General features: G+C 73.9%; 22 protein-coding genes. 11 read left to right on the forward strand and 11 right to left on the reverse strand.

The window, feature by feature from the left end; genetic code table 11:
• Window positions 1–210 precede the first annotated feature (210 nt).
• The 4 genes from ACPCUX_RS00005 to ACPCUX_RS00020 all read right to left on the reverse strand — a co-directional run bounded on the left by ACPCUX_RS00005 (window position 211) and on the right by ACPCUX_RS00020 (window position 4,523).
• Window positions 211–1,965 (reverse strand): cytochrome b, encoded by a 1,755-nt coding sequence (locus ACPCUX_RS00005; RefSeq protein ID WP_021481147.1) that lies wholly within the window; start codon window positions 1,963–1,965, stop codon window positions 211–213.
• Entirely contained in the window at window positions 1,962–3,023 is a 1,062-nt protein-coding gene (locus tag ACPCUX_RS00010) for a ubiquinol-cytochrome c reductase iron-sulfur subunit (RefSeq protein WP_251176215.1), read from the reverse strand. The genes ACPCUX_RS00005 and ACPCUX_RS00010 overlap by 4 nt, the downstream gene beginning before the upstream one ends.
• The gene (locus tag ACPCUX_RS00015; protein ID WP_021481149.1) at window positions 3,020–3,799 is read right to left on the reverse strand and encodes a c-type cytochrome; all 780 of its coding nucleotides are present in this window, start codon (window positions 3,797–3,799) and stop codon (window positions 3,020–3,022) included. Before ACPCUX_RS00015 ends, ACPCUX_RS00010 begins: the two co-directional genes overlap by 4 nt.
• A gap of 73 nt (window positions 3,800–3,872) precedes the next feature.
• Window positions 3,873–4,523, reverse strand: a complete 651-nt coding sequence (locus ACPCUX_RS00020; protein WP_081600224.1) for a cytochrome c oxidase subunit 3 — start codon at window positions 4,521–4,523, stop codon at window positions 3,873–3,875.
• A gap of 316 nt (window positions 4,524–4,839) precedes the next feature.
• Between ACPCUX_RS00020 and ACPCUX_RS00025 the strand changes: the two genes are divergently transcribed.
• Both ACPCUX_RS00025 and trpD read left to right on the forward strand, forming a co-directional pair.
• Window positions 4,840–5,277, forward strand: a complete 438-nt coding sequence (locus tag ACPCUX_RS00025; protein WP_021481151.1) for a response regulator transcription factor — start codon at window positions 4,840–4,842, stop codon at window positions 5,275–5,277.
• A 34-nt stretch (window positions 5,278–5,311) separates the two neighbouring features.
• Window positions 5,312–6,409 carry an anthranilate phosphoribosyltransferase gene (gene trpD, locus ACPCUX_RS00030; protein ID WP_409141621.1) on the forward strand — a complete coding sequence of 366 codons (1,098 nt, stop codon included), beginning with the start codon at window positions 5,312–5,314 and terminating at the stop codon, window positions 6,407–6,409.
• A 33-nt stretch (window positions 6,410–6,442) separates the two neighbouring features.
• On the opposite strand, the gene ACPCUX_RS00035 is transcribed toward trpD, so the two are convergent.
• Window positions 6,443–6,724, reverse strand: coding sequence for an Lrp/AsnC family transcriptional regulator (locus ACPCUX_RS00035; RefSeq protein WP_034654744.1), 282 nt, complete (start codon window positions 6,722–6,724; stop codon window positions 6,443–6,445).
• On the reverse strand, window positions 6,703–8,559 hold the full coding sequence (locus ACPCUX_RS00040) for a DEDD exonuclease domain-containing protein (protein WP_423387925.1): 1,857 nt from the start codon (window positions 8,557–8,559) through the stop codon (window positions 6,703–6,705). The genes ACPCUX_RS00035 and ACPCUX_RS00040 overlap by 22 nt, the downstream gene beginning before the upstream one ends.
• Window positions 8,560–8,709: 150 nt before the next feature.
• Here ACPCUX_RS00040 and ACPCUX_RS00045 point away from each other — a divergent pair, with 150 nt between their 5' ends.
• Entirely contained in the window at window positions 8,710–10,071 is a 1,362-nt protein-coding gene (locus ACPCUX_RS00045; protein WP_423387926.1) for an NYN domain-containing protein, read from the forward strand.
• A gap of 69 nt (window positions 10,072–10,140) precedes the next feature.
• Here ACPCUX_RS00045 and ACPCUX_RS00050 read toward each other — a convergent pair whose 3' ends face one another.
• A complete protein-coding gene (locus ACPCUX_RS00050) occupies window positions 10,141–11,958 on the reverse strand; it encodes an AMP-dependent synthetase/ligase (RefSeq protein WP_085387764.1) in 1,818 nt (605 codons plus the stop codon).
• Window positions 11,959–12,209: 251 nt separating this feature from the next.
• Between ACPCUX_RS00050 and ACPCUX_RS00055 the strand changes: the two genes are divergently transcribed.
• Window positions 12,210–13,157 carry an ROK family glucokinase gene (locus tag ACPCUX_RS00055; RefSeq protein ID WP_043658218.1) on the forward strand — a complete coding sequence of 316 codons (948 nt, stop codon included), beginning with the start codon at window positions 12,210–12,212 and terminating at the stop codon, window positions 13,155–13,157.
• A 37-nt stretch (window positions 13,158–13,194) separates the two neighbouring features.
• Here the strand turns inward: ACPCUX_RS00055 and ACPCUX_RS00060 are convergent, their stop codons facing one another.
• Entirely contained in the window at window positions 13,195–13,839 is a 645-nt protein-coding gene (locus ACPCUX_RS00060) for a hypothetical protein (protein ID WP_423387927.1), read from the reverse strand.
• Window positions 13,840–13,896: 57 nt separating this feature from the next.
• Here ACPCUX_RS00060 and ACPCUX_RS00065 point away from each other — a divergent pair, with 57 nt between their 5' ends.
• From ACPCUX_RS00065 to ACPCUX_RS00075, 3 genes are all read left to right on the forward strand, one after another.
• Window positions 13,897–14,682: a lysophospholipid acyltransferase family protein gene (locus ACPCUX_RS00065; RefSeq protein WP_228075234.1), complete on the forward strand. Its 786-nt coding sequence runs from the start codon at window positions 13,897–13,899 to the stop codon at window positions 14,680–14,682.
• A 110-nt stretch (window positions 14,683–14,792) separates the two neighbouring features.
• A complete protein-coding gene (locus ACPCUX_RS00070; RefSeq protein WP_074807116.1) occupies window positions 14,793–16,019 on the forward strand; it encodes a pyrophosphate--fructose-6-phosphate 1-phosphotransferase in 1,227 nt (408 codons plus the stop codon).
• Between the two features lie 40 nt (window positions 16,020–16,059).
• On the forward strand, window positions 16,060–17,409 hold the full coding sequence (locus ACPCUX_RS00075; protein ID WP_085387766.1) for a class II 3-deoxy-7-phosphoheptulonate synthase: 1,350 nt from the start codon (window positions 16,060–16,062) through the stop codon (window positions 17,407–17,409).
• 93 nt (window positions 17,410–17,502) lie between these two features.
• Here the strand turns inward: ACPCUX_RS00075 and pknB are convergent, their stop codons facing one another.
• Window positions 17,503–19,533: a Stk1 family PASTA domain-containing Ser/Thr kinase gene (gene pknB, locus ACPCUX_RS00080; RefSeq protein ID WP_423387928.1), complete on the reverse strand. Its 2,031-nt coding sequence runs from the start codon at window positions 19,531–19,533 to the stop codon at window positions 17,503–17,505.
• A gap of 91 nt (window positions 19,534–19,624) precedes the next feature.
• On the opposite strand from pknB, the gene ACPCUX_RS00085 reads away from it, so the two are divergent.
• Complete coding sequence (locus tag ACPCUX_RS00085; RefSeq protein WP_034655478.1) at window positions 19,625–20,050, forward strand: Rv2175c family DNA-binding protein; 426 nt, start codon at window positions 19,625–19,627, stop codon at window positions 20,048–20,050.
• A gap of 61 nt (window positions 20,051–20,111) precedes the next feature.
• Here the strand turns inward: ACPCUX_RS00085 and ACPCUX_RS00090 are convergent, their stop codons facing one another.
• Window positions 20,112–21,281, reverse strand: a complete 1,170-nt coding sequence (locus ACPCUX_RS00090; protein ID WP_232322551.1) for a polyprenyl synthetase family protein — start codon at window positions 21,279–21,281, stop codon at window positions 20,112–20,114.
• Between the two features lie 70 nt (window positions 21,282–21,351).
• Window positions 21,352–21,921 carry a hypothetical protein gene (locus ACPCUX_RS00095; protein WP_423387929.1) on the reverse strand — a complete coding sequence of 190 codons (570 nt, stop codon included), beginning with the start codon at window positions 21,919–21,921 and terminating at the stop codon, window positions 21,352–21,354.
• Between the two features lie 140 nt (window positions 21,922–22,061).
• Here ACPCUX_RS00095 and ACPCUX_RS00100 point away from each other — a divergent pair, with 140 nt between their 5' ends.
• The 3 genes from ACPCUX_RS00100 to ACPCUX_RS00110 all read left to right on the forward strand — a co-directional run bounded on the left by ACPCUX_RS00100 (window position 22,062) and on the right by ACPCUX_RS00110 (window position 25,622).
• A complete protein-coding gene (locus ACPCUX_RS00100) occupies window positions 22,062–23,249 on the forward strand; it encodes a DUF4192 domain-containing protein (protein ID WP_423387930.1) in 1,188 nt (395 codons plus the stop codon).
• Between the two features lie 69 nt (window positions 23,250–23,318).
• Complete coding sequence (locus ACPCUX_RS00105) at window positions 23,319–23,720, forward strand: universal stress protein (RefSeq protein WP_085387770.1); 402 nt, start codon at window positions 23,319–23,321, stop codon at window positions 23,718–23,720.
• Between the two features lie 348 nt (window positions 23,721–24,068).
• Window positions 24,069–25,622, forward strand: a complete 1,554-nt coding sequence (locus tag ACPCUX_RS00110) for an RNA polymerase sigma factor (RefSeq protein WP_021479922.1) — start codon at window positions 24,069–24,071, stop codon at window positions 25,620–25,622.
• Window positions 25,623–25,664 lie beyond the last annotated feature (42 nt).

Raw genomic sequence — 25,664 nt, forward strand, 5'->3', positions numbered from 1 at the left:
CAGGGTGTAAGCGGGCATCCGGATGTACCTCCTGGTACGGACCGCCGGAGGTGGTCCGACGGTCCCTGGGCAGTGAACTGACGGTGTCCCTGCCGCCTTAAGCGGGCGCTGCCGCGCCCCGGGGGCAGAGACGACGATGACCCGCGACCTGCCCGCCTGGAAGAGGGGGTTGGTCGCGGGTCATCGTCCTACTGTGCAGGAACGCGGAGGTCAGCGCTCGTCGGCGCCCTTCTCCGGCTCCACGAGGTCCCGACCGCCGCCGACGGGGGCGGTCCCGGCCTCGATCTGCTCGTGGCTCGTGCTCTCGAGGGCGTCGTGCTCACCGTGCGAGTGGGCGGCGGCGAGCTCGGCCGGCGTCACGGGCTCGATGCGGTCCTCGTAGAAGAACCGCGACAGGCGCTGGAGACGCTTGTCCTTCTTGTAGCCCTTGCGACGCACGCCGCGTGAGTCCGTCGCCGGCTCGATCTCGAGCGGGGCGTGGGCGGAGTAGTTGACCCGCAGCCAGCGCTCCTGCTCGTCGAGCGGGCGGTGGACCTCGATGTACTCGCCGTGCGCGAACCGGACGATCCGGCCGGTCTCGTGGCCGTGCAGCACGAGCTCGCGGTCCTTGCGCTGCAGCCCGAGGCAGATGCGCTTGGTGACCCAGAACGCGAACCAGGGGCCCACGAAGATCAGGATCCGGAAGGCCCAGGTGATCGTGTTGATCGACATGTGGAAGTGCGTCGCGATGAGGTCGTTCGACCCGGCGAGCGCCAGGATGATGAACGCCGTGAGGAACGCGACGCCCAGGCCGGTGCGAACCGGCACGTTGCGCGGGCGGTCGAGGACGTGGTGCTCGCGCTTGTCCTTCGTCACCGCGGACTCGAGGAACGGGTAGACGAAGAGGAACGTGAACAGCAGGCCCGGCACGACGACCGCGGGGATGAGGACGTTCAGCGACAGCGTGTACCCGCCGATGACGAACTCCGTCTGCCCCGGCATGAGTCGCAAGGACCCTTCGAGGAACAGCATGTACCAGTCGGGCTGTGCTCCCGCGGAGACCGGTGACGGATCGTAGGGGCCGTAGTTCCAGACGTTGTTGATCGCCATCGTGCCGCCCATGAGGGCGAGGATGCCGAACACGACGAAGAAGAAGCCGCCGGCCTTCGCGACGTACACGGGGAACAGCGGGAAGCCGACCACGTTGGTGTCCGTGCGGCCGCCACCCGGGTACTGCGTGTGCTTGTGGAGCACGACGAAGAACAGGTGGAGCGCGACCAGCGCGAGGATCAGGCCCGGCACCAGGAGGATGTGGACCGTGAACAGTCTCGGGATGATGTGCTCGCCCGGGAACTCGCCGCCGAAGATGAAGTACGACATGTACGAGCCGATGAGCGGGATCGCCTTGACGACGCCGTCGGTGATGCGCAGGCCGTTGCCCGACAGGACGTCGTCGGGCAGCGAGTAGCCGGAGAAGCCGGCGGCGAGGCCCATGATCATGAGCAGCATGCCGACGAGCCAGTTGACCTCGCGGGGCTTGCGGAACGCGCCCGTGAAGAACACGCGCATCATGTGCGTGACGATCGACGCCATGAAGATCAGCGCGGCCCAGTGGTGGATCTGCCGCATGAGCAGACCGCCGCGGACCTCGAACGACATGTGCAGCGTCGACGCGAACGCGTCGGACATGAGCACGCCGTCCATGGAGGCGGGCTCGCCGTGGTAGGTCACCAGGGACATGCTCGGGACGAAGAACATCGTCAGGAAGATGCCGGTGAGGATCAGGACGACGAACGAGTAGAGCGCGATCTCGCCCAGGAGGAACGACCAGTGGTCGGGGAAGACCTTGCGCGCGAACTCCTTGACGGCGACACCGATGCCGGTGCGCTGGTCGAGGTAGTCCGCGGCCTTCCCGGCGGGGGTCGTCGGCGCGGCTGACTTCGGTGCGGCCGCCCGAGGTGCGGCGGTTCCGGTGCTGGTGGTCACTTCAGACGCTCCCAGAAGCTCGGGCCGATGGGCTCGTGGAAGTCGCTCTGCGCAACCAGGTAGCCCTCGTCATCAACGGTGATCGGCAGCTGCGGCAGGGGCCGCTTCGCGGGGCCGAAGACCACCTTGGCGCTGTCGGCCACGTCGAACGTCGACTGGTGGCACGGGCACAGCAGGTGGTGCGTCTGCTGCTCGTAGAGAGCGACGGGGCAGCCGACGTGCGTGCAGATCTTGGAGAACGCGACGATGCCGTCGTACGACCAGCTCTCCCCGGCGGGGGACTGCTCGGACACGATGTCGCGCGGGTCGAGACGGACCAGGAGGACGACGGCCTTGGCCTTCTCCGTGATCCACTCGTGGGACTGCATCTCCTCCTGCGAGGCCTCGGGGATGACGTGGACCACCGAGCCGATGGTGACGTCGGCGGCCTTGATGGGCCGGCCCGAGGGATCGATCGCGAGGCGCGTGCCCCGCTGCCAGAGGGTGTGCTTGAACTTGGAGACGTTCCAGTCGCCACCGACGCTCCCGACGAGCGGGACCGCGATGGTGAGCGGGAAGAGCGCGAGGGCGGAGATGACCGCGCCCTTGAGCACGCCGCGGCGGGCGATGCCCGAGTCCTTGACGCCCGCGTCGAGCTCGGCGAGCGCGGCGGTGCGCGTCTCGGGGTCGCTCGCGATGGGGTGGCGCTCGTCCACCTTCTCGTGGTCGGACATGAGGACCTTGGCCCAGTGCACCGCGCCGAAGCCGATGCCGAGCAGGGCGAACGCGATGGCGACGCCGAGCGCCACCGTCGAGAGGCGGACGCCCGCCGTGGTCCCGTCCGGCGGGATCACGAAGTAGACGACGAGGGCCGCGATGGTGCCGATGACGGAGATCCCGAAGAGGGCGGCGACCTGACGCTCGGCGCGCTTCGACGCCTTCGGGTCGCGGTCGGCCATGCGGCTCTTGTGCTCCGGCAGACCGGGGTCCGGGAACGTGTCGAGGGTGCCGTGCTCCTCGCGGTGCCCGACCTCGCGGTGCGAGGACTCGGACGAGCGGGGGCTCTGGTAGTCGCTCACGAGGACTTCGCTCCGATCCACACTGCGGCCCCGATGAGGAGGCCCATTCCGACGATCCATGCCCACAGGCCCTCGCTGACCGGACCGAGCGACCCGAGCGACAGGCCGCCGGCAGAGCCGTCGCGCTGCTCGGCGAGGAACGCGATGACGTCCCGCTTCTCCTCGGGCGTCACGGTGGCGTCGTTGAAGACCGGCATCGACTGCGGGCCGGTGAGCATCGCCTGGTAGATGTTGCGCTCCGAGGTGTCCCACAGCGGGGGAGCGAACTTGCCCTCGGAGAGGGCGCCGCCCGCACCGATCGCGTTGTGGCACATCGCGCAGTTGGTGCGGAAGACCGCGGCACCGTTGGCCGGGTCGCCCAGCGCTGCGTCGACCTGCTCGTCCGTGGGGATCGCGGGGCCCGCGCCGAGCGACGCGACGTAGGCGGCGAGCTGCGCCGTCTGCTCCTCGTCGAACTGGCGCGGCTTCTGGATGGCCTGCGGACCGTCCATCTGCATGGGCATGCGGCCGGTGGACACCTGGAAGTCGACCGACGCGGCGCCGACACCGACGAGCGAGGGCGCGGTGGCCGTGCCCTCGGCGTTCGGCCCGTGGCACGTGGCGCAGTTGGCCTGGAACAGCTTCTGGCCGGTCTCGATGTCCTCGGTGCTGGCGGTCTCGGCGTTGGCCGAAGTCGGGGCAAAGGCGGCGTAGACGCCACCGGTGACCAGCAGCGCCAGCAGCAGCAGCACGACCGGCGCGAAGCGGTGGTGTCTGCGGGCGGCGAGTGCCTTCACGAAATGATCCTCGTCTCGCAGGTGGGGGAGCAGGGGGCGGGTGGGCGGTCCGGGGCGGACCCCGGGCGCGACGTCAGCGCAAGATGTAGATCACGAAGAAGAGCGCGATCCACACGACGTCTACGAAGTGCCAGTAGTAGGACGTCACGATGGCCGTCGTGGCCTCGTGGTGCCCGAAGTTCTTGGCCGAGAACGAGCGGCCGAGAAGGAACAGGAAGGCGATCAGGCCGCCGACGACGTGGAGGCCGTGGAACCCGGTCGTGATGTAGAAGACGGAGCCGTAGGGCGTGGAGGAGATCGACACGCCGTGCTCGACGAGCTCGGCGTACTCGAAGATCTGACCACCGATGAAGAACGCGCCCATGAGGAACGTCAGCGTCATCCACTCGTTCATCCCCCAGCGGTTCACCTGGAGGATCGAGCCGGTGCGGACGGGCTGGAAGCGCTCGGCGGCCCACACGCCCATCTGGCACGTCACCGACGACAGCACCAGGACGGTCGTGTTGATCGCCGCGAAGGTCAGGTTGAGCTTGTCCGCCTCGAGGGCCCACTCGTCGGCGGGCATCACGGCGCGGACCGTGAAGTACATGGCGAAGAGGCCGGCGAAGAACATGAGCTCGCTGGCCAGCCACACGATCGTCCCGACCGAGACGGGGTTCGGTCGGTTGACGCTCACGTGCTGATGGGCGTGGGGGGCAGCCGTTGCGGTCGACACAGGAGCCATTATGGCCGACGAACCTCAGCTTCGCGGCACGCAGACGGCAGCCCGGAGGCGGTGAATCTCACAATGTCTCCAGAACTTCCCACGGAGACCTGCACTTGGTGACGGAAACCGTCCGAGTGCCATGAAACCCGGGCGTCCGGGGCGCGGGCCAGGGCCCTTGGTCCCCGGTCCGCCGCCGGTCGGCGCGCGTCCCGCCGCAGGGGTGCTGCGGAGCGCTCCGACGTGCCAAGATGCCAGTCGGGACGTGCGTTCGCACACGCGGCGCCGCGCGCTCCCGGGCCCACCCGAGGGAACGACGAAGGCGACGGTGACGACGATGACGACGACCGTGACGACGACGCACGGGGACACGGACGTGACCCCGCGCGCGCCGCGCATCCTGCTCTACAGCGACGACGTGACCGTGCGCGAGCAGGTGCTGCTCGCCGTCGGGCGGCGGCTGGGCGCGGGGCAGCCGGAGATCGAGTGGCACGAGGTGGCCACCCCGGCGGCGGTCGTGGCGTCGGCGGACGCCGGCGGGTGGGACCTGCTGGTCCTGGACGGCGAGGCCGACAAGGCCGGGGGCATGGGTCTGTGCCGCCAGCTCAAGAACGAGATCTATGCCTGCCCGCCGGTCCTGGTCCTCACCGGCAGGCCGCAGGACGGTTGGCTAGCATCGTGGTCGCTCGCCGACGACGCGGTGCCCCGGCCGTTCGACGCGGTCGCCCTCCAGCGCGCCGTCGCCGACCTGCTGCGCGCCTCCGGCACGCGGTAGCCGACCAGGAGACCGACCAGCCGAAGGGCCACCCGTGACCGCCACCCCGCACCCTGCCGCCTCGACCACGAGCGACTCGACGGGTGCGGGGCTCACCTGGCCCGGTCTGCTCACCGAGCTCGTCGCGGGGAACGACCTCGACGCCGAGCGCACCGCGTGGGCCATGGACCAGGTCATGTCGGGCGAGGTCTCGCCCGTGAGGCTCGCGAGCTTCCTCGTCGCGCTGCGCGCGAAGGGCGAGACGGTCGCCGAGCTCACCGGTCTCGCCGACGCGATGCTCGCGCACGCGAGCCGCTTCTCCGTGGACGGGCCCGCCGTGGACATCGTCGGCACGGGCGGCGACCGCGCCCACACCGTGAACATCTCGACGATGGCGTCGCTCGTCATCGCGGGCGCGGGCGTGCGCGTCGTCAAGCACGGCAACCGCGCCGCGACGTCGTCGTCCGGGGCCGCAGACGTGCTCGAGGAGCTCGGGATCCGGCTCGACCACGGTCCCGACCGCGTGGCGCGCATCGTGCAGGAGGCGGGGATCACCTTCTGCTTCGCCATGGTGTTCCACCCGTCGATGCGGCACGCGGGCGTCGCGCGCAAGGAGCTCGGCATCCCGACGGCGTTCAACGTGCTCGGCCCCCTGACGAACCCCGCGCAGCCGCGCGCGGCCGCGATCGGCGTGGCCGACGCCCGGATGGCGCCGCTCATCGCCGGCGTGCTCGCCGGGCGCGGCACGTCGGCGCTCGTGTTCCGCGGCGACGACGGCCTCGACGAGCTCGCGGCGACCGGCGGCGCCACGGTGTGGGAGGTGCGCGACGGCGCCGTGACGGAGCACCGCCTCGACCCCGTCGCCGACCTCGCGCTGACGCCCGTCACCGTCGAGGACCTGCGGGGCGGGAACGCGGCGCACAACGCCGACGTCGCGCGGCGGTTCCTCGCGGGCGAGCCGGGCGCGGTGCGCGAGACCGTGCTGCTCAACGCGGCCGCTGGCCTCGTCGCCGACGGCACGCTGCCCGGTACCGCGGAGGGTTCGCTCGTCGAGCGGCTGCGCGCGGCCTACGACGTCGCGGCGCGCAGCGTCGACTCCGGCGGCGCGCGCTCGGCGCTCGCCCGCTGGGCGGAGGCCGCGGCGCGCGACTGACCGCCGGTCAGCCGGCGCGCGACTGACCGCCGGTCAGTCGTCGAGGCCGAGGGCGAACGCCTGCTCGAGGTCGACGTTCGAGTAGGCGCGGAACGCGATGAACGTCTCGGTGCGCACGACGCCCTGGACCTTGCTGATGCGGTCCGCGATGACGTCGGCGAGCTGGTCGTGCTCCTGGACCCGCACCATCGCGACGAGGTCCGCCTTGCCCGTCACCGAGTAGACCTCGCTGACGCCGCGCAGGTCCGCGACCTCCGACGCCACCTCGGGGATGCGTGCGGGGTCGGTGTCGATCAGGACGATGGCGGTGAGCATGGTTCCTCCGGGGACGGGTCGTCGTCAGGCGACCACTCTACGGTCGGCCCGGCCGACGCGTGGGCCAGGTCGACGCCGTCGGCGTCCGCGTGGCGCGCGACGTGGCGGGCCGTGGCCGCGAGGTCCACGTGCGACCCGGCCGAGCGGACCGGGCACGCCCAGGGACCCGTGACGTCGACGATCCGCACCCCGGGTTCCTGGAGCCACGACAGCAGGATCTCGGCCTCGTGCGGATGGCTCGCGGGGGCCGGCGGCACGGGTGGTGCCACCGTCTCGCCCGTCGCGACGAGCGCGTGCACGAGCGGCCACGGGTCGGTGCCCGGGGCGCTGACACCGGTCGCGGCGAGCCGCGCGTGCCGCACGACGACGACCTCCCACCCACCGGCGTCCGTCGGGCGCGCGGCGACGAGCTCGGCGCACGCGGCGAGCGGGGCGAGCCGCTGCGCACGCGCCGCGCCCGTGAGGAAGGCGCGCAGGCGCTGGGTGAGCTCGCCGGCCTGCTCGAAGCGCTCGTCGCGCGAGAGCGCCACGATGCGGCGCCCGAGCTCGGCGACCACGCGCGACGGGTCGCCCTCGAAGGCCTCGCGTGCGCCCGCCGCGACGTCGCCGTAGCCCGCGTCGCGCTCGGTCGTCGTGCACGGGGCGGAGCAGCGGCCCATCTCGGCGAGCACGCACGCCGTCGCGCCGGGCGAGGCGACGACGGGGAGACGCCGGGTGCACTGGCGCAGCGCGAAGGCGTCGTGCAGGGCGTCCACGGCGGCCTGGGCCTGGTGCCGCGAGGCGAACGGGCCGATGTGTGCCGCCGGTGCACGGACGTCGCGGACCAGCGAGAGGCGCGGGTACGCCTCGTCGGTGAGCCGGACCCACGTCATGCGCTCCGGGTGCCGCGACCGGCGGTTGTACCGCGGCGCGTGCTCGGCGATGAGGCGCAGCTCGCGGACCTGCGCCTCGAGCGGCGTCGCGCACACGACGGGCGTGACGGCGTGCGCGATGCGCACCATCTCGGTGATGCGCCCGCGCTTCTCCGAGCGCGTGAAGTACGACCGCACGCGGCGCCGGATCGACGTCGACGTGCCGACGTACAGCACCTCGTCGCCGGGGCCGCGGAAGAGGTAGACGCCGGGCGCGTCCGGCAGGCCGTCGGCGAGGTGGCGCTTGCGGCGCACGTCCTGCGGCACGGGGTCCGTCGCCCCGGCGAGGTCCTCCAGGTGCGTCACGCCGAGCGGGCCGAGGCGGCCGAGGAGCGCGTGCAGCACGTCGACGGTGGCGCGTGCGTCGGCGAGCGCGCGGTGGTCCGGCGTGACGGTGGCGCGGAAGAGGGCCGCGAGCGTCGCGAGCTTGTGGTTCGGCGCCTCGTCGCGCGTGACGACCCGCCGGGCGAGGGGCACGGTGTCGAGCACCTGGTTCCCGGGCCAGTCGTAGCCCGCGGAGCGGCACGCGGCCTTGAGGAACGAGATGTCGAACGGGGCGTTGTGCGCGACGAGCACGGCGCCGCGCGCGAACTCGAGGAAGCTGGGCAGCACGGCCTCGATGCGGGGCGCGGTGGCGACCATGGACGACGTGATGCCGGTGAGCCGGGCGACGAAGGCGGGGACGGGCACCCCGGGGTCGACGAGCGTCTGGAACTCGCCGAGCACCTCGCCGCCGCGCACCTTCACCGCGCCGATCTCCGTGATCCCGGCGCCCGCGGGGGAGCCGCCGGTCGTCTCGAGGTCGACGACGACGAACGTCACCTCGTGCAGCGGCGTGCCGAGGTCCTCGAGCGTGGGCTGGACGGGGACGCCCTGCGGTGCGGACCCGGCGCGGGGTGCGGCGAGGGCGGGTCCGGACGACATGGCGGCGAGGCTAGCGAGGGCCACCGACACCGCCGCCGCGAGGTCCGTCGGTCGCCCGCCGACACGAAGGCCGGGAGCCGGGGCGCGCGTCCCCGGGCGGCATAGGGTGGGACCGAGAGAATCAGGACGATCACGGACGAAGCGCCCGTGGTGACCCGCGGACGAGGTGCGGAGGAGGCGCGGCACATGGTGGCCGACGGACCGGAGGACGCCCTGCCCGCGGAGCCGGACGTGCCGCCGTCGGTCCGCAGCCTCCTCGTGGCCGCCGCGGCGGACGCGCTCGGAGCGCTCGACACGGCCCTGGTCCCGGTCGCGCTCCAGCGGGTGCGGGCCTTCGCGCCCCGGCGGCGGGCGACAGCCGGCGCGGCGCCCCTGTGGCGGGCCCTGGTCGACGACGCGGGGTTCCGGCACGCGGTCGCCGCGGCCTGGTCCCGCGAGCACGACAGCGAGCCGGAGCCCGACGCCGCGCCCCCGGACGGCCTGTCCCCGGCGCAGGTGCGCGAGCAGGCGGCGGGTGCCTTCCTCCTGCGGCCCGACGGCTGGCAGACGGAGGTGGAGCGGGCTCGCTCGCTCGACGACACCCTCCGGGCGGACCGGTCGGCCCGGGACGACGCGGCCCGCCTCCGCGTCGAGCGCGACCGGCTCGCCCGCCAGGTCGAGGAGCTCCAGGCGCGTGCCCGCGACGCCGACGCGCGCGCGGAGGCCGCGACGGCCGAGCTCGCCGTGGTACGCCGGACCGAGCGGCGGCTGCGCGCGGACGCGGACCGGGCGCGGGCCGAGGCGCGGGCCGCCGAGCGGGCGGCGCAGGGGGAGCGGGACGCCGCCGAGGTCGCGCTGCGGGACGCGCGCGAGGAACGTCGCGCGGCCGCCGTGGAGCTGGCCCGGGCGCGCGCGGAGCGGGACGAGGCACGCCGGGCGCGGACGTCGTCGGCCGACCTCGCGACGGCCCGGGCGCGGCTCCTGCTGGACACGGTGGTCGACGCGGCGGCGGGGCTCCGGCGCGAGCTCGCGCTCGGCCCGTCGACCACGACCCCGGCGGACGACGTCGCGGCCGGGCTGCCGGACGTGGTGCGTCCCCGGCCGGGCTCGCGCGGCCGCGCGGCGGACGACCCGGCGCTCGTGGACGACCTGCTGTCGGTCCCGCGGACGCACCTGGTCGTCGACGGCTACAACGTGACGAAGACGGGCTACGGCGAGCTGTCGCTCGCGGACCAGCGCGACCGGCTCCTCGCCGGCCTGCTCCGCGTGGCCGCCGCCGGCACGGAGGTCACCGTGTGCTTCGACGGCGCCGACGGCGGCCCCCGGCCGGTGCACGCCCCGCGCGGCGTGCGCGTGCTGTTCTCGTCGGGGGAGATCGCGGACGACCTCATCCGGCGCCTGGTCGCCGCCGAGCCGCCCGGGCGCCCGGTCGTCGTCGTGACGAGCGACCGCGCCGTCGCCGACGACGTGCAGGCGATGGGCGCGGCGTGCGTCCCGGCCCACGCGCTCCTGGCGCGGCTCGCCCGCCGCTGACGACGCGGCCCTCCCCGGCATGCTGCCGGGGAGGGCCGTGGTGCGCGGGGACGAGGGCCCCGGGCCGTGTCAGCGGACGGGTGCGGGCCCGTCCACGTAGATCGCCTCGACGTCGACCGCGAAGTCCTTGAGCACCTCGCTGCGCTTCACCTTGAGCGACGGCGTGAGGTAGCCGTTCTCGACCGTGAAGTCCGTCGTGAGGACCGTGAACTTGCGGATCGACTCGGCGCGGGAGACCGCCTGGTTCGCGCGCGTGACCGCGGCGTCGAGGGCGGCGAGGACGTCCGGGTCCTTGGCCGCCTGCTCGACGGTCAGCGGCTCCTTGCCGTGCATGCTCGCCCAGCCGGGCAGGCCCTCCGGGTCGAGCGTCACCAGGGCGCCGATGAACGGCTTCTGGTCGCCCACGACGACGCACTGCGAGACGAGCGCGTGCGCGCGGATCCGGTCCTCGAGGACGGCGGGCGCGACGTTCTTGCCGCCCGCGGTGACGATGATCTCCTTCTTGCGCCCGGTGATGCGCAGGAAGCCGTCTTCGTCGAGCGAGCCGAGGTCGCCGGTGCGGAACCAGCCGTCGACGAACGCGTCCGCGGTCGCCTGCTCGTTGTTGTGGTAGCCGCGGAAGATGTGGTCCCCGCGCAGGAGGATCTCGCCGTCCTCGGCGATCCGGGCGCCGCAGCCGGGGAGCTGCTCGCCGACGGTCCCGATCTTCGTGTTCCCCGGGCGGTTGACGCTCGTCGGCGCCGTCGACTCGGTGAGGCCGTAGCCCTCGAGGATCCGCACGCCGATGCCGCGGTAGAAGTGGCCGAGGCGCTCGCCGAGCGGCGCGCCGCCGGAGACGGCGTACTTCGCGCGACCGCCGAGCGCGTGCCGGAGCTTCTTGAAGACGAGCGCGTCCGCGACCTTGTGCTGCAGGCGCAGCCCGATGCCCGGCCCCGACGGCTCGTCGAGCGCGCGCGAGTACGCGATCGCGGTCGCGGCGGCCCAGTGGAAGATCTTCAGCTTGCCGCCCGCGGCCGCCTTCTGCTCCGAGGAGTTGTAGACCTTCTCGAAGACGCGCGGCACCGAGAGGATGTACGTCGGCTTGAACGTGCCGAGGTCCTCGAGCAGCGTCTTGGTGTCCGGCGTGTGGCCCAGCACCGTGCCGCCGGCCACGACGAGCACGCCGATGAACCGCGCGAACACGTGGGCGAGCGGCATGAACAGCAGCGTGCGGCCGCCCGGCTCCCCGAAGACCTCGGGCACGGCGGCCACGGCGTTGACCGTGAGGGAGTAGAAGTTCTGGTGCGTGAGCTCCGCGCCCTTGGGGCGGCCGGTCGTGCCGGACGTGTAGATGATCGTCGCGACGTCCGCGAGGTCGGCCAGGCCGCGTCGGCGCACGATCTCGGCGTCGTCCACGCCGGCGCCGTCGGCCGTGAGCGTGGCGATCGCGCCCGCGTCGATCGCCAGCACGTCCTGCAGGGCCGGGGCCTGGTCGCGCACCTCCTCGACCGTCGCCGCGTGCGCCTCGGTCTCCACGACGAGCAGGCGCACGTCCGCGTCCGAGAGGATCCACTGCACCTGCTCCGGGCTCGACGTCTCGTAGAGCGGCACGGGCACGGCACCCGCCGCCCACGTCGCCCAGTCGAGCAGCGTCCACTCGTAGCGCGTGCGCGACATGATGCCCACGTGGTCGCCCGGCTGGATGCCGCGGGCGACGAGCCCCTTCGCGACGGCGACGACCTCGGCGTCGAACTCGCGCGCGCTGAGCGCCTGCCACGCACCGTCGGCACCCGTGCGGCGCTCGACCATCGGCGCGGCCGGGTCGGCCGCGACGCGGCTCGCGAGGAGGTCGTTGAGGTTCTTCGAGGGATCGACTTCGACGATCCGTGGGGCGCTGATCTCGTCCATTCTGGCTCCAGTGGCAGTAGTCGACGGTGGGAGAACCCTACCCAGTGGCGGCGTGTGCCCGAGACCTGCCGTTGTCGGTAGGCTTCAGGTGCTGTGCGCTGCTTGCGCAACGTTTCGCGCGGGCGCGGAGTTCCGGTGGCCCGACCCGTGGCGCGGGGTCGAGGCCCCGTCGTCGTGCGTGGTCCGTGAGCGGGCGAGCACCCGCAGCGAGACCTTGCAGTCAGCGGAACCGAGCGAGTAGAGGACGGGACATGCACGCCATCGGGGTGGACATCGGCGGGACGAAGATCGCGGCCGGGGTCGTCGACGAGAAGGGCGAGATCCTCGTCCAGACGCGCCGCGACACCGAGCCCGACGACGTCGCGAGCATCGACCGCGCCATCGCCGACGTCTATGCCGAGCTCACCGCCGACCACGAGGTCGGCGCGATGGGCCTCGCGGCGGCCGGCTTCGTCAGCCCGGACCGCACCTCGGTGCTCTTCGCGCCGAACATCGCGTGGCGCGAGTACCCGCTGGCGCGCAACGTGCGCGAGCTCATCGGCGACGTCGACGTCCCGATCGTCGTGGAGAACGACGCGAACGCGGCGGGCTGGGCGGAGTTCCAGTTCGGCGTCGCGCGCGACGCGACCGACATGCTCATGCTCACGGTCGGCACGGGGCTCGGGGGCGCGATCGTCGTCGACCGCGAGCTCGTGCGCGGCAAGTGGGGCGTCGCGGCGGAGGTCGGCCACATGCGCGTCGTCCCCGGCGGGCACTACTGCGGCTGCGGCCACGAGGGCTGCTGGGAGCAGTACGCGTCCGGGCGCGCCCTCGTGCGCGACGGGCAGAACGCCCTCATCGCCCAGCCGGACCGCGCGACGCGCCTGCTCGAGATCTGTGGCGGAGACCCGGACAAGCTCAACGGCCCCCAGATCACGCAGGCCGCGCAGGAGGGCGACGACCTCGCGGTCGAGCTGCTCGCGAACCTCGGCCGCTGGATCGGCGAGGGCGCGGCGTCGGTCACGGCGCTGCTCGACCCCGAGCTCATCGTCATCGGCGGCGGCGTCGGCGCGGCGGGCGACCTCCTGCTCCAGCCGGTGCGGCGCGCGTTCGCCGACCAGCTCTCGGCGCGCGGGCACCGCCCGGAGGCGCGGATCGAGCTCGCCGAGCACGGCAACGAGGCGGGCATCGTCGGCGCCGCGGACCTCGCGCGCCGCTGACGGGCGGCGCGGGCGCGGTGCGGGGGAGGCGCGGGCGTCAGACGACGGCGCCCGGCCCCCGGTCGTCGTCGTCCCGCCGGTGCGGCATGCGCCAGAGCAGGATCGCGAGCCCCACGAGGAAGACGCCGCCGCCCACCTGCGCGACGAGCACGGGGTACGGGCGTGCCACGACCAGCACGACGAGCAGCAGGATCGGCACGCCGACGACGAGCGCCCACGCCATCGTCAGGAGCGGGTCGCGCCCGAGGACGAGCGGCGGGTCCGGCGGCACGAAGTGGCTCTCGGCCTCCTCGAGGTCCTCGACCTCGGGCGTCGTGGGCCAGTCCCGCGGCCCCGTCGGGCGCACCCAGGGCGCCACGGGCACGGACCCGAGCACGTCGCGGCCGCTGCGCGGGGAGCCCTCGGGCGCTCCGGCCGTCGGGTCCTGCGCGGCCCGGGGGTCGTCGCCTGGCCGGGCGCCCGGCTCGGACCGGTCGAGCTCGGACAGGTCCGCGAGCTCGGCCACGATGCCGGCCCACCGGGCGTCGACGTCGAGCGCGGGCTCGGGCGACTCGTCGCGCGGCGCCGTCGCCTCCCCGTCGTCGGCGGCAGGGTGGTCCGCACCCGGCGCCGCGTCGTCGGGCGTGGGGTCGGGGACGTCGTCGGGCTGCGGGGAGTCCGGCTGGGCGTTCGGTGCGGCCATGGGAATCACTCTAGAGTCGGATGCACGTCCCGCGCCGGGACCCCGCGAGGAGGAACGTTGTTCTACTGGTTCATGAAGCAGGTGATGGTCGGCCCGATCCTGCGGCTCCTGTACCGTCCCTGGACGCGGGGCGTCGAGCACGTGCCGGACGAGGGCGGTGCCATCCTCGCGAGCAACCACCTCGCGGTGATCGACTCGTTCATCCTGCCGCTCGTCCTCGACCGCAAGGTCCAGTTCCTCGGCAAGTCCGACTACTTCACGGGCACGGGCGTCAAAGGCCGCCTGACCGCGGGCTTCATGCGCGGCGTCGGGACGATCCCCGTGGACCGCGCGGGCGGCAAGGCGAGCGAGGCCGCGCTCGAGACGGGCCTGCGCGTCCTGCGCGAGGGCGACCTGTTCGGCATCTACCCGGAGGGCACGCGCAGCCCGGACGGACGGCTGTACCGCGGCAAGACGGGCGTCGCGCGCCTCGCGCTCGAGTCGGGCGCCCCGGTGGTCCCGGTCGCGATGGTCGGGACGAACATCGCGCAGCCGATCGGCAAGGTCATCCCCACGCCGATGCGCATCGGGGTCGTCATCGGCGAGCCCCTCGACTTCTCGCGCTACCGCGGCATGGAGAACGACCGCTTCATCCTGCGCGCCGTCGCCGACGAGATCCAGTACGCGATCATGCGGCTGTCCGGCCAGGAGTACGTCGACATCTACGCGGCCACGGCCAAGGCGCGCCTCGCGGCCGGCCACACCGAGTCCGAGGTGGCGGGCGGAGCCCCCGGCGGGCGTCCCGCCCCGGACGTCCAGGTCCCGGAACCGCCGCCGGAGCCCGGCGCGGCGTCAGTAGACTGAGCGACGGCCGGTCGCGCCGGGCCCGTGCAGGGCCCGAGCCCCGTCGCCGCCACCCCGCCGGACCGCGTCCGTCCGGCCAGGATCCGTCCTACGAGAGGTTCTGAGTTCACATGTCGGTTCGTCGCGTCGCCCTCCTCACCGCGGGCGGTTTCGCCCCGTGCCTGTCCTCCGCGGTCGGGGGTCTCATCGAGCGGTACACGGAGCTCGACCCGGAGATCGAGATCATCGCCTACCAGTACGGCTACCACGGCCTGCTGACCGGCACGAAGATCGTCGTGGACTCCGAGGGGCGCAAGCAGGCGGGGATCCTGCACCGCTTCGGCGGCTCGCCGATCGGCAACTCGCGCGTCAAGCTCACCAACGCGGCCGACTGCGTCAAGCGCGGCCTCGTCCAGGAGGGCCAGGACCCGCTGCAGGTCGCCGCGGAGCAGCTCAAGGCGGACGGCGTCGACGTGCTGCACACGATCGGCGGCGACGACACGAACACGACCGCGGCCGACCTCGCCGCGTACCTCCACGAGAACGGCTACGAGCTCACGGTCGTGGGCCTGCCGAAGACGATCGACAACGACGTGATCCCGATCCGTCAGTCGCTCGGTGCGTGGACCGCCGCCGAGGAGGCCGCGGGCTTCGCCGCCAACGTCATCGGCGAGCACCGCTCGGGCCCGCGCATGCTCATCGTGCACGAGGTCATGGGTCGGCACTGCGGCTGGCTCACCGCGGCGTCCGCCGCCGAGTACCGCAAGTGGCTCGACGCGCAGGAGTGGGCCCCGGCCCTCGGCCTGACGCGCGAGCGCTGGGACGTCCACGCGGTCTTCCTGCCGGAGCTCGCGCTCGACATCGACGCCGAGGCCGAGCGCCTCAAGGCGATCATGGACGAGCAGGGCAACGTCAACATCTTCCTGTCCGAGGGCGCCGGCATGCACGAGATCGTGGCGCAGCTCGAGGCGGCGGGCGAGGAGGTCCAGCGCGACCCGTTCGGCCACGTCAAGCTCGACACGGTCAACCCCGGCCAGTGGTTCGCCAAGCAGTTCGCCGAGAAGCTGGGCGCCGAGAAGGTCATGGTCCAGAAGTCCGGCTACTTCTCGCGCGCGGCCGCCGCGAACGCCGAGGACCTGCGCCTCATCAAGTCGATGACCGACCTCGCGGTCGAGTGCGCGCTGCGCGGCGAGTCGGGCGTCATCGGCCACGACGAGGAGAACGGCGACCGCCTGCGCGCCATCGAGTTCCCGCGCATCGCCGGCGGCAAGGCGTTCGACGTGTCGCAGCAGTGGTTCGGCGAGCTCCTCGAGGGCATCGGCCAGCCGCTCGTGCCCGCGGCGCCCGCAGCCCACTGACCGGCACCACCGCACCAGGAACCTCGTCAGGGGACGCCGTATGACCACCACGAGCGAGCCGGGGACCGACTCCGGGCTCGACCACTTCCGCACGCTCGTCGCGCTCCAGCAGCCGACGTGGCCGGACGAGGCGGCGCTCGACGCCGTCCGTGACCGGCTGGCGGCCTCCGCGCCGCTCGTGGTGCCGGCGGCTGCCGACACGCTGCGCTCCCGCCTGGCCGCGGCCGGGCGGGGCGAGGCGTTCCTCCTGCAGGGGGGCGACTGCGCCGAGACGTTCGCCGAGGCGAACGCCGACCGGATCCGCAACAAGATCCGCACCATCCTGCAGATGGCGGTCATCCTCACGCACGGCGCGAGCATGCCCGTCGTGAAGATGGGCCGCATGGCCGGGCAGTACGCCAAGCCGCGCAGCTCCGACTCGGAGACGCGCGACGGCGTGACCCTGCCCGCGTACCGGGGCGACATGATCAACGGCCACGCCTTCACGCCCGAGGCGCGGATGCCCGACCCGGAGCGCCTCGTCCAGGCGTACCAGATCTCCGCGGCGACGTGGAACGTCGTGCGCGCGTTCACGACCGGCGGCTTCGCGGACCTGCGCCAGGTCCACGAGTGGAACCGCGGCTTCATGCGCAACCCGGCCTACGCGCGGTACGAGCGGACGGCGTCCGAGATCGACCGCGCGATCCGCTTCATGGACGCGTGCGGCGCCGACTTCGACGCGCTGCGCACCGTCGAGTTCTTCGTCAGCCACGAGGCGCTCGTGCTCGACTACGAGCGCGCGCTCACGCGCCGCGACGCGCGCACGGGGGACGCGTACGACACCTCCGCCCACTTCCTGTGGATCGGGGAGCGCACGCGCCAGCTCGACGGCGCGCACGTCGACTTCCTCTCGCGCGTCGCGAACCCGATCGGGGTCAAGCTCGGCCCGACGACGACGCCCGACGTCGCGCTGGAGCTCGCCCGCCGTCTCAACCCCGACGACGTCGAGGGCCGCCTGACCTTCGTCACGCGCATGGGCGCGGGCAACGTGCGCGACGCGCTCCCGCCGCTCGTCGAGGCCGTCGCGCGCGCGGGCGTGCCCGTCACGTGGGTCACGGACCCCATGCACGGCAACACCATCACGTCCGCGAGCGGCTACAAGACGCGCCGGTTCGACGACGTCCTCGACGAGGTGCGCGGCTTCTTCGAGGTGCACCGCGCCGCGGGGACCGTGCCGGGCGGGCTGCACGTCGAGCTCACGGGCGACGACGTGACCGAGGTGCTGGGCGGGAGCGAGGAGATCGACGACGCGGGGCTCGCCCTGCGCTACGAGACGCTCGTCGACCCGCGCCTCAACCACCAGCAGTCGCTGGAGATGGCCTTCCAGGTCGCGGAGATGCTGCGCGGCTGAGGGCGCGGGGGAGACGGCGTCTCCCGTCGAGCACAGGGCTGTGGCCCGTCCCGTGGTCGGGGCGGGCCACGGCCGTCTGCGCGGCGCGGGAGGTCAGAAGACGTTGAGGACGATCGTCGAGCCCTTGGGCGCGGTGCGCCCGTCGCCGCCCGGAGGGTCCTGGGCGTAGACGATGTTGAGCGGGTGGATGCCCTGCGGGTAGCGGATCTCCACCTGGAAGCCTGCGTCCTTCAGGGCCTTCTCGGCGTCGGCGACGTTGCGGGTGCTCACGTTCGGGACCTCGACGAGCGGGGGTCCGAGCGACACTACGACGTTCACGGTGTCCTTCCGGTGGGCGTCGGAGCCCTGCTCGGGGTCCTGGCGGATCACGAGCCCTGCGCCGACGGTCTCGGAGTACTCCTCGGTGACGGCGGGGACGAGGCCCTGCTCCTCGAGCGCGGCGACCGCGGCGTCCTTCGCGGAGCCCGTGACCTGCGGCACGACGACGGGCGCCGGCCCGGACGAGACGGTGAGCACCACCGGCACGTCGTGCCGGATCGTGGCGCCCTCCTCGATGACGTTGCCGTCGGGGTCCTTCACGGCCATGACCTGGCCCGACGGCACCTCGTCGTGCGGCGTGGCGACGGGGTCGCCCAGCGTCAGGTCGGCGCCCTCGATGGCGGCGGTCGCCTCCTCCTGCGTCGCGCCCACGAGGCCGGTCGGCACCGTGAGCATCCGCACGCCCTTCGACACGACGAGCCGCACGCTGCCGTCCTTGCGCACGTCCTCGCCGGACGCCGGGTCGGTCGCCACCACGGCGCCCTCGGGCACGGCGTCGTCGTAGCGCTCCTCGACCGTGTGGGAGAGGCCCGCGTCGTCGAGGATCGCGACGGCCTCCGGGCGCGCCGCCTCGACGAGGCCGTCCGGGACCTGGGTGTAGGCGCCCGGCCCGGACGAGAACCACCACGCGGCGCCGCCGCCGACGCCCGCGAGGACGAGGAGCACGACGAGCGACCAGACGACCACGCGGCCGTGACCGCGTCGCCGCGCCGGGGTCGGGGCAGCAGGGGGCGGCGGGCCGGGCCGCGTGGTCGGCGCGACGACGTGCCCGACGGCGAGCGGCTCGGTGAGGCCCGCGGCCTCGCGGTCGCGCAGGCTGAGCGCCGCGAGGGACGCGGTCGCGGCGGCGGACGGGTCGTCGGGCTCGGTCCGCGGGCCCGGACCCGGCGGGGGCGGCACGACGGCGGACCCCCCGGCGGGCGGGTCGACGCGCCGCTCGAGGTCGGCCGGGTCGAGCGCCGCGCGGGTCGAGCGCACGAGCGCGAGCGCGGCGCCGGCGTCGGCCGGGCGGTCGGCGGGGTCGCGCGCGGCGAGCGCGCACAGCAGGTCGTCGACCTCGGGCGGGATCCACGGGGCGACGTCCGACGGCGGCGGCACGTCGTTGTTCACGTGCTGGAACGCGACCTGGATCGGCGTCGTGCCGGTGTGCGGGACGGTGCCGAGCAGCATCTCGTACGCGAGGATGCCCGCCGCGTAGACGTCGGTGCGGGCGTCGCACGTGCCGGTCGCGATGAGCTCGGGGGAGAGGTAGGCGACGGTCCCGAGGATCGTGCCCGTCGTCGTCGCGGTCACCTCGTTCACGGCGCGGGCGAGACCGAAGTCGGTGACCTTGAGCCGGCCCTCGGTGTCGAGCAGGACGTTCTCGGGCTTGATGTCGCGGTGCACGAGCCCTGCGCGGTGGGCGGCGGCGAGCGCGTCGAGCACGTGGTCGAGCGCGTCGAGCGTGCGACCCAGCGTCAGGGTGCGCTCGGTGAGCATGGTGCGGCGCAGGTTCGACCCCGCCACGTACTCCATCGTCAGGTAGCTGGTGTCGCCGTCGAGGCCTTGGTCGTACACGGCGACGAGGCCCGGGTGGGTGAGGCGGGCCGCGGCGCGCGCCTCACGGCGGAAGCGGGAGACGAAGTCGGCGCCGGACGCGCCCTCGGCGAGGTGGGGGTGCATGACCTTGAGCGCGACCTCGCGCTCGAGCCGACGGTCGACCGCGAGGTACACCGTCGCCATGCCGCCTCGCGCGATGCGCGAGACGACCTCGTACCGCCCGTCGACCAGGCGGCCGACGAGGGGATCGGTCGTCACGGTGGCCACGGGGAGAGTCTAGGTGGCCGGGTGTCACGATCCGGTGAGCGCGGCGCGCACGGCGTGGGTGTCGTGTGGAGGCACGCCGTAGGCTTGCCCGGTGACCGATCGCGACACCAGCCCCCGCCCCACGCTCGACGACCTCGTCGGCGAGTGGCTGACCCTCCCCGACGTCGCCGAGGCGCTCGGCACCGACGTCGGCAAGGTGCGCCGTCTCGTGCAGGAGCGGCGCGTCGTGGGCGTGAAGCGCGGCGAGCGCACGACGTTCCAGGTCCCGGCGCGCTTCCTCGTTCCGCTGCACCTGGTCGACCCGGCGAACGCCGGCCGCCCGGACGAGAGCGGCCGCGTGGGTGTCCTGTCGAGCCTGCAGGGCACGATCGTCGTCCTCACCGACGCCGGCTTCGACGACGCCGAGATCCTCGAGTGGCTCTTCACCCCGCACGACGAGCTCGGCGAGGCCCCGTTCGACACGCTCCTCAGCGGGCACAAGGCGCGCGTGCGCCGCGTGGCGCAGTCCGAGCTCTGACGCGTTCCGCCCGCCGCCCCGATCGTCCGGGCCTGTGCCGGGCCGACGGGCGGCGGTGCGGTCAGGCCGTGCGCTCGACGGCGGCGCGCGCGAGCAGCGCGAGCATCGTCGCGCCCGGCTCCGCGAGCCCGGCCCCGTCGAGGGCGGCCGCGGCGCGCTCGGTGAGCTCCGCGATGAGCGACTCGACGGCGTCGCGCGCGCCTGTCTCGACGAGGACGGCGCGCAGGTCCTCCACCGTGGTCGGGTCGAGGTCCGGGTCGCCCAGGTGCGTGAGCAGCAGCTCGCGCTGCGCGGGCGTCGCCGCGGCCAGCGCGCGCACGACGAGCACCGTGCGCTTGCCCTCGCGCAGGTCGTCGCCGGCCGGCTTGCCGGTGACCTGCGCGTCGCCGAAGACGCCGAGCACGTCGTCGCGGAGCTGGAACGCCTCGCCCACGGGCAGGCCGAACGCGCTCGTCGCGGCGACCGCGTCGTCGTCGGCACCGGCGAGCGCCGCGCCGAGCGCGATGGGGTGCTCGACGCTGTAGCGCGCGGACTTCGAGCGGATGACGGCCCGGGCCCGCTCCTCGTCGGCCGCCGGGTCCTCGCCCCACGGCAGGACCTGCGCGTGCACGTCGAGGTACTGGCCGGCCGTGACCTCCGTCTGCATGCGGCCGAACACGCGTCGCGACCGCGTGGCGACCGCGGGTGCGAGGTCGTCGAGCGCGTCGCCGAGCTCCCGGTGGCTCGCGATGAGCGCGAGGTCGCCGAGCAGGATCGCGGCGTTCTCGCCGTACCGCGCGCCGTCGCCGGACCAGCCGAGGTCGCGGTGGCGCGCCGCGAAGGCGCGGTGCGCCGTCGGGCGGCCGCGCCGGGTGTCAGAGGAGTCCATGACGTCGTCGTGGAAGAGCGCCGCCGCCTGGAACAGCTCGAGCGCCGCGCCGGCGCGCAGCACCGTGGTCCGGTGCGGGCCCGCGGCGTCACCGCCGTGCGCGCGCCACGACCAGTAGCAGAACGCGGCGCGCAGGCGCTTGCCGCCCGCGAGCAGCTCCTGCGTCGCGTCGGCGAGCAGATCCGTGTCCGGGTGGGTCCCGGCGAGCTCGGCGCGCAGCGCCGCGGTCGAGGCGTGCAGGGCGTCGTCGACGCCGGTGCGCACCCCCTCGCGGTCGACGAGCGCGGCGGGGCTCGGGTCGGTGAGGTCCTCCGACGCCTGGGGAGGGACGGAGGGCGAGGTCGGCAGCGACGGGTTGGGCACGGGGGCAGCCTATGCGGAGCGAGCGCCACCCTGCCCGCCCGGTCTGGTGGCGGTCGGGCGGCGCGGCACCTCAGCCGGCGGCGACCTGGCCGCTGATCGTCACGAGGCGTTCCGTCTCGTCGTCGAAGACGCCGACGGCGACCGACTCGGTCGGGGCCTCGGGCGCCGTCGTGCGGACGAACGTGGTGAGCGAGGTGAGCGCGCTCGGCACGGTCGACGGCGACACCGCGAAACCGGCCACGCCCAGCGTGTCGGTGTAGTAGGCGGTGAGCGCCTCGACCGTGTCCGTGGAGCGCAGGTTCAGCGTGACGTCCACGAGCGCGCCGTCCTGCGACGGCCGCGCCGAGCTCGCGAGCACCTCGGCGCCCGGCGCCACCGGGACGAGCGCGGCGGGGAACCCCTCCACCAGGTCCCCGACCGCCGAGGCGGCGTCGTAGTCGGGCAGCGGCGTGCCCGGCGCGCCGGAGTCGGCGTCCGGCGCCGGTTGCTCCTCCCGGGGTGCCGCGGCGCTCTGCACGTCGCCCAGGTCCGCCTGGCACCCCGCGAGCGTCGAGCCCAGCACGGCCGCGACGAGGACGACGGCGGCCCGGCCGACGGGGGAGAGCGCCGGGTGCGCGGCGGCGCGGGTTCGTGGTGGCACGCGCACACCGTAGTCACCCGCGCGTGCGCGAGCCACCACCGAGGTCGGGGGCCGACCACAGCCCCGGGTGCCCGCCCCGCGTCGTCCACAGCCGGGCGGCGGGCGCCCCGCACGCCGCCCCGACCGACTGGGATGGGCGCATGACGACCCTCATCCGGGCCCAGGGCCCGCGCGAGCTCCTCGCCTACGTCCCCTTCCGGCTCGGCTACCGACCGCAGGACAGCGTCGTCCTCGTGGGGCTGCGGCCACCGCGCGGCCGCATCGGTCTCGTCGTGCGCGTCGACGTCGCCGACGCGGCGGACGTCGAGCACGGGCCGCAGCTCGCGCGGTCCGTCGTGGGGCACCTCGCGGCCGACGGCGCACGCCGCGTCGTGCTCGTCGTCTACTCCGACGCGCCGCTGCGCGCGGCGGGCGTCGCGGCGCGGGTGCGGGCCGCCGTCGAGCACTGCCGCGAGGCCGCCGAGCCGCACCACGGGCCCGTCGAGGCGTGGGTCGTGTCGTCGACGGGCTGGTACGCGCTCGACTGCGCCGAGGACGACTGCTGCCCGCCGGAGGGAAGGTCGCTGCGCGAGCTCGAGTCGAGCGAGGTCGGCGCGCACATGGTGCTGTCCGGGGCGGCGCTCGCGGACTCGCGCGAGGAGGCGCTGCGGATCCCGCCCGCGGGCGCGGACGCGCGGCGCCGTGCGGCGCGCGCGGCACGGCGGGTGCGCGACCGCGACCGGTCCGTGGCGGCCGGCGACGACGTCGCGTCCCGGGTCGCGGCGCGGGTCTCCGCCCTCGCGCTGTGGCGGACCGCGGTCGCGCAGGTCGTCGCGCGCGACCGGGCGCGGGACGGCGGGCCGGTCGACGACGGCGCCGGTGCCGCGGTGCCCGCCGCGACGGTCCTCGGGCGCCTGGCCGCGGGCCTCGAGTCGGTCCCCGTGCGCGACGCCGTGCTCCTCTCCCTCGTGCCGGGGACCGACGACCTGCCGGACCGCACGGTGCGGGGCGGCGACGTGGACGCCGGGACGGGCCGCGCCATCGCGGCCGTCGTTGACCCAGGCGCGGGCCTCGCGCCCGACCCAGCGGTCACCGGACCGGCGAGGGCCGTGCTCGAGGCCGTCGTCGCCCACGCGCCGCGCGGGAGCACCGCGCCCGCGCTGACGCTCCTGGCGCTCGTGGCCTGGTGGCACGGCGACGGCGGCTGGGCCCGTCGGCGGCTCGCCGAGGCGCTGGCGGAGGACCCGACGTACCGGCTCGCGCTGCTGCTCGCGAGCGCGCTCGACGCCGGCGTCCCGCCGGGCTGGGTCCGCGCCGACGCGTGCGCCGACACGCACGACGTCGGGTAGGTTCGACGCAACACGACCTGCGGTCGCCCCCGCGGCCGGCCGCACCCACGAGCCGTCTCCGGAGGACACATGAGCGTCGTCGTCGCGCACCTGAGCACGCCCGAGGGCCGCGAGGCTCTCGACAGCGCGGCCACCGAGGCCGTCCGGCGCGGCACCGACCTCGTCGTCGTCGTGACCGAGGCCTCCATGGCGACTCCCGAGCTGGTCGCCGCGCACGAGGACGACCTGCGACGCGTGGAGGCACGCCTCGAGGGGACGGGCACGACGCTGCGCCGCGAGCAGGGCTCGTCGGACCTCGCGGACGACCTCGTGGGCGCCGCGGAGCGGTCGTCGGCGGACCTCATCGTCATCGGGCTGCGTCGGCGCAGCCCCGTGGGCAAGCTCATCCTCGGCTCGAACGCCCAGCGCATCCTGCTCGACGCGCCCTGCCCCGTGCTGGCCGTCAAGCCCGAGCGGCCCGCCGGCGTCTGACCCGGCCCGCGCGTCGGCGCAGACGGGGATCCCTGCGGTCCGGCGCGCGGAGCGCGCAGGGTGAGGGCAGCGCGGTCAGGGGAATCTTCCGGGGCCCCGGCCCGTTGTACACGTCACGAATCCGGGTGACGAACGTCGTGACGACGTGGTGCGCCGGGCCGTCGGGAGACGGCCAGGTCCGACATCACCCCGTGTCGCGGCGTCCGGCGCACGGATCGCCGGTACAATATAGGTAGTCCGCCAGAGCCCGACGACTCACCGTGAGAGTCCAGAGCAGCCCGCACTTCACGGTTCACGTCCCCGCTCCGGCGGCCCTACCGCCCCCCATGATTGCCGAAAGGTCGGTTTGTGGCGCCCTCAACCCCGATTTCCGCACTCCCGCGAGAGTTCGAGCACCCCGCCCTGCAGGAGCTCCTGCGGCGCGGCAGCGCGAACGGTCGCGTCGACGCCGAGAGCTTCCGCACCGCGTGCGAGCAGGCTGCCGTCAACGACGCCAAGCGGCTGAAGGCGGTCTTCCGCGCGCTCGCGGGCGCCGGCGTCGAGGTCGACATCCCGACCACGACGAAGGTGGCCGCGGCGGCTTCCCCGCGCAGCACGACGACCGCGCGCACCAAGCCCGCCGCGACGAAGTCCGCGTCGGCGACCAAGCGCACGACCACGACGAAGGCCGCCCCGGCTGCCGACGCCGAGGGTGCGGAGACCTCGTCGACCGGCCCCGCCAAGCCCGCCGCCCGCAAGACCGCGGCCAAGGCCCCCGCCAAGTCCAAGGCGACGCCCGCGCGCGCCAAGAAGAAGGACGACGACGAGGACGACGCCGAGGTCGAGATCGAGGACCTCGAGATCGACGTGACCGAGGACGAGGAGGCCGCGGAGCCGGGTGCCAAGAAGGCTGCCGCCGCCGCGCCGAGCGACGAGCCCGAGGAGACCGGCTTCGTCGTCTCCGACGCGGACGAGGACGACGCCCCGGTCCAGCAGGTCGTGACCGCGGGTGCGACGGCCGACCCGGTCAAGGACTACCTCAAGCAGATCGGCAAGGTCGCGCTGCTGAACGCGGAGCAGGAGGTCGAGCTCGCGAAGCGGATCGAGGCCGGTCTGTTCGCGGAGGAGAAGCTCGCGGCCGAGGGCGACGACCTGGACCGCAAGCTCAAGCGTGAGCTGCAGTGGATCGCGCACGACGGCAAGCGGGCGAAGAACCACCTGCTGGAGGCGAACCTGCGTCTGGTGGTGTCGCTGGCCAAGCGGTACACGGGTCGCGGCATGCTGTTCCTGGACCTGATCCAGGAGGGCAACCTCGGTCTGATCCGTGCGGTCGAGAAGTTCGACTACACCAAGGGCTACAAGTTCTCGACGTACGCGACGTGGTGGATCCGGCAGGCGATCACGCGCGCGATGGCGGACCAGGCGCGCACCATCCGTATCCCGGTGCACATGGTCGAGGTCATCAACAAGCTCGCGCGCGTGCAGCGTCAGATGCTGCAGGACCTGGGCCGGGAGCCCACCCCCGAGGAGCTCGCCAAGGAGCTCGACATGACCCCGGAGAAGGTCGTCGAGGTCCAGAAGTACGGCCGCGAGCCCATCTCGCTGCACACGCCGCTCGGCGAGGACGGCGACTCGGAGTTCGGTGACCTCATCGAGGACTCCGAGGCCATCGTCCCGGCGGACGCGGTGAGCTTCACGCTCCTGCAGGAGCAGCTGCACCAGGTGCTCGACACGCTGAGCGAGCGCGAGGCGGGCGTCGTCTCGATGCGGTTCGGCCTTTCGGACGGGCAGCCCAAGACGCTCGACGAGATCGGCAAGGTCTACGGCGTGACGCGCGAGCGCATCCGCCAGATCGAGTCGAAGACGATGTCGAAGCTGCGCCACCCGAGCCGCTCGCAGGTGCTGCGCGACTACCTCGACTGACGCGTCGCGGCGCGCGGCCGGTGCGCACCACCGGCCGCCCGC

The sequence above is a fragment of the Cellulosimicrobium sp. AB352 genome (genome assembly GCF_049538415.1).
GTDB classification, from domain to species: Bacteria; Actinomycetota; Actinomycetes; order Actinomycetales; family Cellulomonadaceae; genus Cellulosimicrobium; species Cellulosimicrobium funkei.